This is a genomic window from Streptomyces sp. HUAS MG91 (genome assembly GCF_040529335.1).
Taxonomy (GTDB): Bacteria; Actinomycetota; Actinomycetes; order Streptomycetales; family Streptomycetaceae; genus Streptomyces; species Streptomyces tabacisoli.
Genome location: NZ_CP159534.1, coordinates 5883209 through 5895901, shown reverse-complemented (window position 1 = coordinate 5895901; position 12693 = coordinate 5883209). Strand labels below are relative to the sequence as shown.

At 69.8% G+C, this 12693-nt stretch carries 11 protein-coding genes; 1 reads left to right on the top strand and 10 read right to left on the bottom strand.

Going from position 1 to position 12693, the window contains the following annotated elements:
- The first annotated feature begins 1 nt into the window (after nt 1).
- On the top strand, nt 2–862 hold the full coding sequence (locus tag ABII15_RS26915; protein WP_353944855.1) for an alpha/beta hydrolase: 861 nt from the start codon (nt 2–4) through the stop codon (nt 860–862).
- A gap of 71 nt (nt 863–933) precedes the next feature.
- On the opposite strand, the gene ABII15_RS26910 is transcribed toward ABII15_RS26915, so the two are convergent.
- From ABII15_RS26910 to ABII15_RS26865, 10 genes are all read right to left on the bottom strand, one after another.
- Nucleotides 934–1818, bottom strand: coding sequence for a thioesterase family protein (locus ABII15_RS26910; RefSeq protein ID WP_353944854.1), 885 nt, complete (start codon nt 1816–1818; stop codon nt 934–936).
- Between the two features lie 63 nt (nt 1819–1881).
- Nucleotides 1882–2553, bottom strand: coding sequence for a trimeric intracellular cation channel family protein (locus ABII15_RS26905; protein ID WP_353944853.1), 672 nt, complete (start codon nt 2551–2553; stop codon nt 1882–1884).
- Nucleotides 2554–2581: 28 nt separating this feature from the next.
- The gene (locus ABII15_RS26900) at nt 2582–3976 is read right to left on the bottom strand and encodes a M1 family metallopeptidase (protein ID WP_353944852.1); all 1395 of its coding nucleotides are present in this window, start codon (nt 3974–3976) and stop codon (nt 2582–2584) included.
- Between the two features lie 198 nt (nt 3977–4174).
- A complete protein-coding gene (locus ABII15_RS26895; protein ID WP_353944851.1) occupies nt 4175–5362 on the bottom strand; it encodes a dipeptide ABC transporter ATP-binding protein in 1188 nt (395 codons plus the stop codon).
- 26 nt (nt 5363–5388) lie between these two features.
- Entirely contained in the window at nt 5389–6486 is a 1098-nt protein-coding gene (locus ABII15_RS26890; RefSeq protein WP_353944850.1) for an ABC transporter ATP-binding protein, read from the bottom strand.
- Complete coding sequence (locus tag ABII15_RS26885) at nt 6483–7484, bottom strand: ABC transporter permease (RefSeq protein WP_353944849.1); 1002 nt, start codon at nt 7482–7484, stop codon at nt 6483–6485. The genes ABII15_RS26890 and ABII15_RS26885 overlap by 4 nt, the downstream gene beginning before the upstream one ends.
- 123 nt (nt 7485–7607) lie before the next feature.
- Nucleotides 7608–9380, bottom strand: coding sequence for an ABC transporter substrate-binding protein (locus ABII15_RS26880; RefSeq protein ID WP_353944848.1), 1773 nt, complete (start codon nt 9378–9380; stop codon nt 7608–7610).
- Between the two features lie 107 nt (nt 9381–9487).
- Nucleotides 9488–10492: an ABC transporter permease gene (locus ABII15_RS26875; RefSeq protein WP_353944847.1), complete on the bottom strand. Its 1005-nt coding sequence runs from the start codon at nt 10490–10492 to the stop codon at nt 9488–9490.
- 417 nt (nt 10493–10909) lie between these two features.
- Nucleotides 10910–11710: an enhanced serine sensitivity protein SseB C-terminal domain-containing protein gene (locus ABII15_RS26870; protein ID WP_353944846.1), complete on the bottom strand. Its 801-nt coding sequence runs from the start codon at nt 11708–11710 to the stop codon at nt 10910–10912.
- Between the two features lie 153 nt (nt 11711–11863).
- Entirely contained in the window at nt 11864–12679 is an 816-nt protein-coding gene (locus ABII15_RS26865; RefSeq protein ID WP_353944845.1) for an enhanced serine sensitivity protein SseB, read from the bottom strand.
- Between the last annotated feature and the right edge of the window lie 14 nt (nt 12680–12693).

Here is a 12693-nt window from a genome sequence, read left to right as displayed (position 1 = left end):
CATGACAGCAGCCGACTGGACACTCGACCGCGGCTTTCTCAGCTCGTCCGGTGAGGTCCGATGGGGCGTACTCGGCGCCCCGGATGCCCCGCCCGTCGTCCTCGTCCACGGCACGCCGTTCTCGTCCTACGTCTGGCGCGCCCCCGCTCGGGCCCTCGCCTCCCGGTTCCGCGTGCACGTCTGGGACCTGCCCGGCTACGGCGCCTCGGAGATGCGCCCCGGGCAGCGTGTCGACCTCGACTCCCAGAGCCGCGTCCTCACCGAGCTGCTGGACCACTGGGGTCTGGGCCCCGACGGCCCGGCGCCCGCCGTCGTCGCCCATGACTTCGGCGGCGCCGTCGCGCTGCGCGCACATCTGCTGCACGGCGCCGCCTACTCCCGGCTCGCGCTCGTGGACCCGGTGGCACTGGCACCCTGGGGCTCACCCACGTACCGCCTGTTCGCGGAACACAGCGATGTCTTCCGGCAGTTGCCCGCGGAGCTGCACGAGGCGCTCGTACACCGCTACATCAGCTCGTGCAGCCATCCCGGCCTGCGCCCCGACACCCACGCGCGGCTGGTCGCACCCTGGCTGACCGAGGCCGGCCGGGACGCCTTCTACCGGCAGATCGAGCAGAACGACCAGCGGTTCACCGACGACATCCAGGGGCGTTACGGGGAGCTGGAGCTGCCCGTCCTGGTGTGCTGGGGCGCCGAGGACACCTGGATCCCGGTCGGCCGCGGGCGGGAGCTGGCCACGGTGATCCCCGGTGCCGCACTGCGGATCATCGAGGGAGCCGGGCATCTCGTGCAGGAGGACGCTCCGGCCGAACTCACGGCCGCGCTGCTGGAGTTTCTGCGTGCTCCGCGCAGAGACGGGTGACCGCGACCGCGGTGGACGCGGGCGGTCACCTCGAACTGCGCGATCGGCCACCGGCCGGGGTGCCGACGGAGTCAGCTGAGGCGGGCTCGGGCCAGTTGGCGGGATTGGGCCACCAGGCGGTCCTGGGAGTCCCAGATCTCGGCGTCCTCCTCCAGGAAGCCGCCGGCCAGGTTGCGGGTGGTGATCGAGACGCGGAGGGGGCCGGGGGCCGGGCGGGAGCGGACGTGGACGGTGAGTTCCACCGTCGGGACCCAGCCCTTCAGGCCCATCTCGAAGGCGGTCGGCGGCAGCGCGTCCACGGTGAGGAGCAACGAGAACGGGTCGGCGTCGCGCCCGTCGGCCAGCCCGAACCAGGCCCGCATCTCACCCTTGCCCGACGGCGCGCCGAGCGCCCAGCCGAGCGTGGCCGGGTCGAGCTTGACGTCGAGGCGGTCGGTGATGGCCGAGCTGCCCGGGATGCGCGGACCGTCCGCGGGCGCGTCGGCGGCGCCGAAGCACTGCTCGATCGGCGGGATGGCGGGCGGCTTGGCGCTGGTGCGGACGTCGTCGGGGAGCGCGTCCAGGTCACCGTACGAGGCGAGGACGCGGATCCGCTCGACCTCGGTGCCGTCCTCCGCGAACTGGAAGAGCGAGGCCTGCCCGGTGGAGAGGGTGCGGCCGGTGCGGACCACGTCCGTGCGGATCACGGCGGGACCGGGCGCGGACGCGGTCAGATAGTGCGCCGAGATCGTGAACGGGTCGGCGTGCGGCAGGGTGTCGGCGAGCGCGCGGCCCAGCACGGCGAGCAGATAGCCGCCGTTGACGGCGTTGATGATCGTCCAGCCGGCCGACAGGTCGATGTCGTAGACCCCGGGGACGGCGGGATCGCGCCGCGTGACGGCGGTGTCGCGGTCGAACTCGCTGTCGCCGATCACGGCCGTGCCGGTACGTGCCTGCGTGGATGCTGCGTCTGCCATGCAGGAAGGGTACGACAGCTCATTACTAAGCGGTAGCTTTAGAGACCCGCCTCACGGCCGCCCTCACGACACCTCCTCCGGCACCTCCACCGCCGCGGACCTGCGGTTCCACGCGCGCGGCGCCCGCCAGTGGTAGCGCATCGCGAGCAGCCGCAGGATGAAGGCGGTGAGCACGGCGACGCCGCTGGTGAACCCGTTGAGGGTGTCGAAGCGGATGCAGAGCACGACGATGACGGCGCCGACGATCGCGGGCACGGCGTACAGGTCGCGATCCCAGCGCACGAGCGACGGCACCTCGTTGGCGATGATGTCGCGCAGCACACCGCCGCCGACCGCCGTGGCCAGTCCGAGCACGGCGGACGAGGTGAGGCCGAGCCCGTAGTCGTAGGCCTTGGTGGTGCCGGTGACACAGAACAGGCCGAGACCGGCCGCGTCGAAGACGTTCACCGCGACCTGGGTGCGTTCGACCTCGGGGTGCAGGACGAAGACGAGGGCGGCGGCGAGCAGCGGGGTGAGGAAGTAGCCGAGGTCGGTGAAGGCGGCCGGGGGCACGGCCCCGATGACCAGGTCGCGGAACAGCCCTCCGCCCAGCGCGGTGACCTCGGCCAGGGCGGCGATGCCGAAGACGTCCCAGTTCTTGCGTACGGCCATCAGAGCGCCCGAGATGGCGAACACGAAGATGCCGATGAGGTCGAGCCAATGCTGGACGGAGGGAGTGAACAGTTCCTGGATCACCCGATATTTTTACCTGCCGGGTCCGCGCCTACAGCGTCGGCTTGCCCGTCGTGAACAGCCACGTGTCGAACAGGTCGTCCAACTGCCGCCCCGAGACCCGCTCGGCCAGGGCGATGAAGTCGGACGTCGAGGCGTTCGCGTAGCGGTGCTGCTTCGTCCACAGCGGCAGCAGCCTGAAGAAGGCCTTGTCGCCGATGCGCTCGCGCAGCACCTGGAGGGTCATCGCGCCGCGCTGGTACACGGCGGAGGCGAACATGGTGTCGCGCTGCGGGTCGCCCACCGTCGTCTGCCAGAACGCGGAAGTGGCCGGTCGGGAGTCGTAGCCCGCGAGGAAGGAGTCGTGGGCGGAGCGGATGCCCTTGTGCTCGGACCAGAGCCACTGGGCGTAGGTGGCGAAGCCCTCGTTGAGCCAGATGTTCTTCCACTGCTCCACGGAGACGGAGTCGCCGAACCACTGGTGGGCCAGCTCGTGGACGATCGTCGACTCGCTGCGGACGGCGGAGTAGCTGGGCTTGGACTGGGTCTCCAGGGAGAAGCCGGCCTCGGGCATGTCGTCGACGACGGCGCCGGTCTCCTCGAAGGGGTACGGGCCGAAGACCTGCGACCAGTAGTCGGTGGCCTCGGCGGTGACCGCGTACACGTCGACGCTGTTGCTGTTGGCGAGGACCGGGTCGATGGCGACGTAGATGGGGGTGCCGGCGGGGGTGCGGCCGCTCTTGACGTCGAACTTCCCGATGCTGGCGGTCGCGAGGTAGGTCGCCATCGGCTTCGACTCGCGCCAGTGGTGGACGGTCCGCGTGCCCTTGTCGGTGTCGTACGTGCCGACGAGCCGCCCGTTCGAGACGCCGGTGAGGCCCTTGGGGGCCTTGATGCGGATGTCGTACGTCGCCTTGTCGGCAGGGTGGTCGCTGGAGGGGAACCAGGTGGAGGCGGCGTTCGGCTCGCACGCGACGAAGACGCCGTCGGCGGTCTTCATCCAGCCGTAGTCGGAGCCGAAGACGATGGGGCCGCTGAGGGGTTCGGGGACGCCGTTGTAGGTGACCGTCGTGGTGAAGGCGCTGCCCTTGCGGATCGGGGTGCGCGGGGTGATGACGATCTCGTCGCCGGTGCGGGTGAAGTCGGCGCGTCTGCCGTTCACTTCTATCCAGGTGACCGTGAGCTTCTGCAGGTCGAGGTCGAAGGAGGAGAGGTTCTGGGTGGCCCGGGCGGTGAGCGTCGTACGGCCGTCGAGGCGGTCGGTGCCGGGGTCGTAGGCGACGTCGAGGTCGTAGTGGCGGGCGTCGAAGCCGCCGTTGCCGAGATCCGGGAAGTACGGGTCGCCGATGCCGGCGGAGCCGGGGGTGGGGGCGGGGGCGGCGGCGATCAGGGTGAAGGAGGCCGCCGCGACGGTGAGCGCGGCCAGTCGTGCCGAACGGGAGAGCATGTGGCGTCCCTTCGAGCGTGATCCTGGGTACCGGACACGCAGGACTCTGGCCCGAAGGGTGCGGCATGTACATGCCCCGTACGGGCCATGTCGGCCGCGCCGGGGTGAGCGCCCGTCGAACGCTCACCCCGCGCCGGGGTGCCGCCTTGCCCACCCTGCCGCCCCTGGCGGCAGATTGCCCAAGGCGGCGGGCGGCCTCTACTTGCTCGCGTCCGGGGTTGCCTCCGGGGCCTCCGGCTCCGAGACGGGCTCCTCGGCGGCGACGGCGTCGGCCGGTGCCGGGACCGTCACCACGTCGATCGCCTCCTTGGCCGCCGAGAGGAGCTTGGTGTCCTCGGGGGCCTGGTCGGGGGCGTTCTCCGGGTGGTGGCAGGCGACCTGGTGGCCGGAAGCGAGCTGGAGCAGCGGCGGCTCCTTCGTCGCGCACAGCTCCGTCGCCTTCCAGCACCGCGTGTGGAAGCGGCAGCCCTTGGGCGGGTCGATCGGCGACGGCACGTCCCCGCGCAGCAGGATCCGCTCGCTCTTGACGCCGCGCCGCTTGGGGTCCGGCACCGGCACCGCGGACAGCAGCGCCTTGGTGTACGGGTGCATCGGCGTGGAGTAGAGGTCGTCGCGGTCCGCCAGCTCCACGATCTTGCCGAGGTACATCACCGCGATCCGGTCCGAGACGTGCCGGATGACCGAGAGGTCGTGCGCGATGATCACGTACGTCAGGCCGAGCTCGTCCTGGAGGTCGTCGAGGAGGTTGACGACCTGGGCCTGGATGGAGACGTCGAGGGCCGAGACCGGCTCGTCGGCGACCACCAGCTTCGGCCGCAGGGCGAGCGCGCGGGCGATGCCGATGCGCTGGCGCTGGCCGCCGGAGAACTCGTGCGGGTAGCGGTTGTAGTGCTCTGGGTTGAGCCCGACCCGCTCCAGGAGCTCCTGGACCGCCTTCTTCACGCCGCCCTCGGGCTTGACGCCCTGGAGCTTGAACGGGGTGCCGACGATCGTGCCGATGTTGTGGCGCGGGTTCAGCGAGGAGTACGGGTCCTGGAAGATCATCTGCACATCGCGGCGCAGCGGGCGCATGCCGCCCGTGCCGAGGTGCGTGATGTCCTGGCCCTCGAACTCGACGCGGCCCGAGGTCGGTTCGAGCAGCCGCGTGATGAGCCGGCCCATCGTCGACTTGCCGCAGCCGGACTCGCCGACGACGCCCAGGGTCTCCCCCGCGCGCACGTCGAAGGTCAGCCCGTCGACCGCCTGGACGGCGGCGACCTGCCGCTTGAGCAGGCCCTTCTTGATCGGGAAGTGCTTGACCAGGTTCTCGACCTTGAGCAGCGGCTCGCCCGGCGCCGCGTTCGCGGAGGTCTGGGGAGAGTCGGCCGCCTGCTGGGGGATCGTCATCTCGGTCTCGGGTCCTTTGGCGTCCGTCACAGCTTCGGCGCAATCTCTTCGGTCCAGATCCGCTCCCGCTCCTCGCCCGACATGTGGCAGGCGGAGAAGTGGCCGGAGCCGACCTCGCGCAGTTCGGGGCGCTCGGTACGGGTGATGTTGTCCTTGGGGATGTCCGCGTACGGGCAGCGCGGGTTGAAGGCGCAGCCGGACGGCAGGTTGATCAGGCTGGGCGGGGAGCCCTTGACCGGGATGAGGCGCTCGGTCTGCTCCCGGTCAATGCGCGGCATCGAGCCCAGCAGGCCCCAGGTGTAGGGGTGCTGGGGCTCGGTGAACACCTGAGTGGCGCTGCCGCGCTCCACGCACCGGCCGCCGTACATGACGAGCAGTTCGTCGGCCATCTCCGCGACGACCCCCAGGTCGTGCGTGATCATGATGACGGCGGAGCCGAACTCCTTCTGCAGATCGCGGATCAGGTCCAGGATCTGCGCCTGCACGGTCACGTCGAGGGCCGTGGTCGGCTCGTCGGCGATCAGCAGCTCGGGGTTGTTCACCAGCGCCATCGCGATCATCGCGCGCTGGCGCATACCGCCGGAGAACTCGTGCGGGTAGGCGTCGACCCGCTTGTCGGGCTGCGGGATGCCGACCCGGTCGAGCATCTCGATCGCCCGCTTGCGCGCGGTCTTCTTGTCCACGTTGTGGTGGACCCGGTACGCCTCCACGATCTGCTTGCCGATCGTGTAGTACGGGTGCAGCGCGGAGAGCGGATCCTGGAAGATCATCGCCATGTCGCGGCCGCGCAGCCGGCGGACGGCGTCCTGGTCGCCGGAGAGCAGCTCCGTGCCGTCCAGCCAGATCTCGCCGCTGATCTGCGCCTTGCGCCGGCCGTACTGGCCGGCGGTGTGCAGGCCCATGATGCCCAGCGACGTGACGGACTTGCCCGATCCGGACTCGCCGACGATGCCGAGCGTGCGGCCCTTCTCCAGGGTGAAGGAGAGCCCGTCGACGGACTTGACCAGGCCGTCGTCGGTCGGGAAGTGCACCTTGAGGTCGCGGACCTCCAGGAAGGCGCTGGGGGCACCGGAGGCGGTGACGGGTTCGCCGACCGCCGCTCCGGTCTTGTGCAGGTCGGTCATCCCAGCCTCACTCGCGGGTCGATGACGGCGTACAGAAGGTCCACGACGAGGTTGGCGACGGCGATCGCGAGGGCCGCGAACAGCGTCACGCCGAGGATCACGGGCAGGTCCTTGTTGCTGATGGCCTGGACCGCTTCGAGACCGAGACCGGGCAGGTTGAACGTGGACTCGGTGAGCACGGCGCCGCCGAGCAGCACACCGAGGTCGAGACCGAAGACGGTGAGGATCGGGGTCATCGCCGAGCGCAGCGCGTGCCGGGTGATGACCGCGGACTCGCCGAGGCCCTTGGCGCGCGCGGTGCGGATGTAGTCCTCGCCGAGGATCTCCAGCATGGTGGCGCGGGTGAGTCTCGCGTACATCGCGGCGTTGAGGAAGGCGAGCACGATCCACGGCAGGATCAGCGTCTGCAGCCACGTGCCGATCGAGTCGTCCGTGGACAGCGAGTCGGCGATGTGCACCCAGCCCAGGGTGTGCACGAAGATGCCCATCGCGACCATGCCGGTGAAGAAGACGGGGAGCGAGACGCCGCCGAGGGCGGTGGTCATCGCGGCGCGGTCCCAGAAGGTGCCGCGCTTGAGGGCGGAGGTGACACCGGTGGCGACACCGCCGAGCAGCCACAGGACGCAGGCACCGAGCGCCAGGGCGCCGGTGATGGGCGCGTCCTGCTTGAGGGTGGTCCACACGGGTACCTCCGTGCGGAAGGAGTACCCGAAGCAGGGAGCGGGACAGTGGGTGACATCGCCGCCGTTGGTGTAGTCGCGGCCGAGCGGGATGCCCTTCACGAAGTCCCAGAACTGCACGAGCAGCGGGTCGTTGAGGCCCAGCTTGATGCGGATGCCGTCCAGCGCCTCGGGGCTGGTGGCCTTGCCGGCGAAGAGGACGGCGACGTCCTGGCCCGCCCATTTGGGCAGCATGAAGAAGATGGTGAAGGTCGCGAACAACACGATCAGCACCATGATGACGACGGCGAACAGGCGCCGGATGAGATAAGCAAGCACTGTGCGCGGCCCAGCGGCGGGGACCCGTTCGGGGTCCCCGCCGCCGAGGCCATCACCTGCCCTTCGGACTGGCGGGTTTCGACGGCATGAGCGGGATCAGCTCAACGACCGGAAGGACTACGACTACTTGTTGCCGACGCCGAGCATCACGTAGTCGTAGCGACCGCTGTAGGCGGCGGACGAGTACACGTTGGTCAGGCGGCTGCTGCGCCACGAGATGTTCTTCTCGTAGATGAACGGCATCCAGTAGGCCTGGTCCAGGATCTCGTGGTCCAGGTCGGTGTAGAGCTGCTTGGCCTTGTTCAGGTCAGTGGTGCCGATCGCGTCGTCGAAGAACTTGTCGACCTTCTTGTCCTTGATCTGCGACTCGTTGTAGTTGCCGGTCGGGAAGATGAAGCGGCTGTCGAACAGCGGCTGCGCGTACCCCTGGCCGGAGTTGAAGTCGGGGCCCCAGCCGCTCATCGTCATGCCGTAGCCACGGGACTTGACGACCTTCGGCGAACCGGTGATCGAGGAGGCCTGGGCGCCGTCAATCGAGTCGATCGTCAGCTTGATGCCGACCTTGGCGAGCGAGGCCTGGAGCGCCTCGGCCGCGTCGACCTCACCCGGGTTGTTGCTGCGGGCGGAGATCTTGGTGGAGAAGCCGCTCGGCTTGCCGCACTGCTTCAGCGCGTCCTTGGCCTTGGCCACGTCCGGCTTGCCCTTGCGGGCGACGATGCCGTACGGGTCGTAGTCGCTGTAGCCCGGGATGGACTTCGGGAAGGTGGAGTTGGCGATCTCGCCACCGGCCACCTTGCCGCCGCGCGACTGCTGGATGCTCGCGAAGTCGGTGCCGTAGAAGACGGCCTTGCGGCACTCGACGTTGTCCAGCGGCTTGGTGGCGGTGATCAGGGCCACGTAGCGCACGAAGGACGTCTGGACGTTGTCGACGTTGCCCCGGTACTTCTCGACGGCCGAGACGCGGCCGCTCTGGGTCATGCCGGTGCCGTTGACGTCGACGTCGTAGTCGCCGGCCATCAGGCGCTTGTCGTTCTCCTCCAGGTTCGAGGAGATGGTGACCGTGATCTTGTCCGGCAGGGCCGGGCGGATCGGGTCGGACGCCTTCTTCCAGGCCGTGTTGCGCACCAGCGTCAGGCTCTTGCCGGCGTTGTAGCTCTGGACCTTGTACGGGCCCGAGGACACCGGCTTCTGGGTGTACTTCTCCTTGGTGTCCTTCGCCTGCGGCACCGGGGCGCCGGTCGGCATGGCGAGCATCTGCTCGAAGTCACCGTTGGCCTTGGGCAGGTGGAAGACGATGGTCTGGTCGTCGGGCGTCTCGATCGCCTTCAGGCCCAGCTTGTCCTTCGACTTGTCCTTGTACGGGCCCTTGTACTCGCCCTTGGGGTCGAGGGTGGAGCGCAGGTAGCCGGGGCCGCCGGTGATGACGTCGGTGGCCCAGATGCGCTCGATGCCGTACTTGACGTCCTTGGAGGTCAGCTTGGAGCCGTCCTCCCAGGTCAGGCCGTCACGCAGCTTGTACGTGTAGGTCTTGCCGTCGTCCGAGACGGTGGCGGGCGCGGTGGCGAGGTCGCCGACCAGCTTGTTGGAGCCGTTGCCCGGCTTGGTGTCGTAGGTGACCAGGGTGCGGGTGTAGTACCGCATGAAGTCCCAGGTCATGCCGTAGTACGTCCGCTGCGGGTCCAGGGAGTCGAAGTCCTGCTTGCCGACGAACTTCAGCGTCCCGCCCTTCTTGGTGGACGCGTTGACGACCTTGTTCAGCGCGGCGTTGAAGCCGGGCGCCTTGGCGCCGTCCTTGCTGTCGCCGTCACCGCCGCCGCACGCCGTGGTGGCCGCCAGCGCCCCGACGACGAGGGCCGCGCACGCGGCGAGCCGTCGCTTGGGAATACCTGTGGGCATTTTCTCGTATCCTCCGAGATCGCGGTCCGGGCAAGACGCCGAGGAACCAGTCGGGTGCGCCGCCTGACGGTGCGACAGGGGCCTTTGGGAGAAGGGCTGTTGGGTGCCTAGCGGGTGCCCTTGGGGTCGAGCGCGTCACGCAGCCCGTCCCCGAAGAGGTTGAACGCGAGGACGGTGATGAAGATCGTGACGCCGGGGAAGACCATGAACATCGGGTCGTGCTCGTACGTCGCGAGCGCGTCGCGGAGCATGCCGCCCCAGGAGGCGGTCGGCGGGCGCACACCCGCGCCGAGGAAGCTGAGGGCGGCCTCGGTGAGGATGTTGGTGGGGATCATCAGCGTCATGTAGACGACGATCGGGGCCACCAGGTTGGGCAGCAGTTCGCGCAGCAGGATGTGCCGGCTGCCGCCGCCCAGCGAGCGGGCCGCCTCCACGTACTCGCGCTCGCGCAGCGAGAGCGTCTGGCCCCGGACGATGCGGCCGACGTAGGGCCAGCCGAAGAAGCCGATGACCAGGACGAGGATGGCGACGCGGACGCCGGTGCCGGTCAGCCCGAGCATGTCGTCGGGGAGCACGGAGACCAGCGAGATGATGAAGAGCAGCTGCGGGAAGGCGAGCAGCACGTCCATGACCCGGCTGATGACCGAGTCGAGCCAGCCGCCGAAGTAGCCCGCGACGACGCCGAAGACCGTGCCGAGCACGACGGCGACGATCGCCGCGAGGAACGCGACGAGCAGCGAGATCCGGGCGCCGTAGACGACGCGGCTGAAGACGTCGCGGCCCTTGTTCGGCTCGACGCCGAACAGGTAGTCGCCGCTGACGCCGCCGAAGGAACCGGTGGGCAGGTTCGTCAGCGGGTCGAGCTTGTCCTGGTGGAAGTCGTTGGGCGGATGGCCCAGCAGTCCGACGATGAGCGGGGCGAAGACCGCGACCAGGATCAGGAGGACGACAACGATGCCACCGGCCAGGGCGACCTTGTCCCGCTTGAGGCGGTTCCAGGCGATCTGCTTCAGCGACCGTCCTTCGACCTTGCCGCCTGACTGGCTCGCGGCAGCGTCGACCGACGCGACCGGCTCCGCCTCCGCAGTCGTGTCGTGCAATGGTGCCGTCATCGTGGCAGGGACCCCTCTCAACCGGCGGTGACCGGCCCGCACTTGCCGCTGGTGGCGGCGTGGTTCAGTCCGTCGTACTCGGGGGGCTCGTACACAAGGCCGAACCCCTTGGAGCGGGAGTCTTCAACCTGCGTGCGATCTGTTGCCAGACTTGACGGGGAAAGGATGCCTAAACGTGATGCTGTCTGGGGGGTTCCGTTATGCGGACGACGGTCAACGGCGTGCGAACACTGGGCAGTTGGGACAGAAGAGACGACGAGTCGGACATTGGCCCCACGAGGGAGTTTCTCTCCCGCAACCGTCCTCTTCCCGAAATGACCGCTGCACACGCGGAGTTGAGGAAGACCTGAGGTTCGGGCGGCAGACGGCGGACGGGCCGGGTCATCCCGCCCGTCCGGCGTTTGGGGACAAAAGCGGTCAGTACGACGCACCGTACGGCGGGGGGTAGCCGTAGCCCCCACCGGCCTGCCCGGCGGGAGCGGCGTGCGCCTCGCGGTCGTAGAACGGCCGGGCGTTCGCCCGCAGCCACATCGCCACCGGGTCGTACTCGTCGGACATCGCGACCGTGGACACCGGCAGGCCGTCCGGCACCGCCGAGACGGACTGCTGCATCATCGCGCGCACCGAGTCCACCGACGCGGGCGACGTGTCGTACACATCGAGGCCGATGGCGAGGTACGGCGCGCCGAGCGCGGGCTGCACCCAGGCGCGGCGCAGCGCCCGCACGGCGGTCGTGCGGTGCGCGTTCTGCGCGAGGACCGCGTAGAACTGCGGGAGGTCGATCGTCGGCTCGGACAGCCGCAGCGGACCGGCCGGCTGACGGTCGAGGCCGCCCGCGATCCGGCGCAGGTCGAGCCAGGGAATGCCGACACCGCCGCCCGGCGCGTGCGGGTTGAGCCAGAGGCCGTAGTGGTCGGGGTAGAGGGTGCGGGCCGCGTCGACGCCGCCGACCACCTCGTACGCCCGCGACCAGCCGGAGGCGGAGAGCTCCTGGGCGGAGGTGACACAGGGGGCGTAACCGAAGCCGTCGACCTCCATGTTCCCGTACTGGGCGTCGGGGGAGCCGGCCTGGCCGTGCCAGAGCAGCATCCACACCTGGCCCGCCGCGGGGTCGGCGAGCGCCTTGAGCAGCGCTTCGTACGCGTCGTAGCGCCCGGGAGTCACCTGGCGCAGCATCTGCTCGACCTGTCCGGCCGCGGCCGTGCCCGACGCACTCACCCGTAACCGCCCCTTCGTGAACTTCTGCCAGTCGGCGTTCTTGTCGTTTCCGCTGTTTCGCCCGATCGCCCCGCGCCGGGCGGTGTGACACCGCCCGGTCAGGTCATGAAACCAGCTTAAGCGGCGTTACTGACACCGACTTGACGGACGGTGTCACACCTCTCGTGCGTAGAACGGACGAACACGGGTCCGCAGCCAGTCGGCGACCGGGTCCTGGGTGACGTCGAGGAAGACGAGATTCACCGGCCAGCCGACCGGCACCCGGCCCAGCGCACGGCCGAGCGCGTCCAGCGGCACGTCCCGCGCCGGGCCCTCCCACTCGGCGAGCTCCACGCCGATGAACAGTGACGGGGCGCCGTCCTCCACGGCCGCGAGGCAGCGGCGCGCCGAGCGGACGGTGCCGGCCGCGTCGAACTCCTCGCGCACCGCCGTCAGGAAGTCGACCGGGTCGTCCTGCCAGTCCGGCTCGGACAGCACGACCCTGCCGCCGCTCGCCGGGCCGTCCAGCGGGGTGCGGCCGCCGCGGGCCAGCTCGGCGACGGCCGGGGGCGGCAGCGGGACGCCGATGGTGCCGTCCGGGTTCACGGCGAGGCCGACCTGCGGGGGCAGCCCGCGGGCGAACTCCACCGCCGGGGCCACCGTGCAGTCCATCCGGCCGCCGGTGACCCGCATGAACTCGTGCTCGGAGCTGAAGACGGGCACGTAGGCCTGGCCCTCGATCTCCAGGCTCGGCAGATCGAGGTCGCGGCTGGCCGGGCCGCCGCCCTTGGGCAGCGGGATCCACAGGTGGCTGCGGCCCAGCACCTCGACGATGCGGCCGCCGGCCTCGGGGCGGCCGAGCGCCGCGGAGAGGACCTCCTCCAGCTCGTTCGCCGGCCAGGTGTGCCGCGGCTGCGGGTGGCCGTGCGCACCGCCCTCACCCTGCGCGTAGTGCTCGTGCCCCTGCTCCGGGATGCCCGGCGTCTCCATAGCTGCCTTCAACC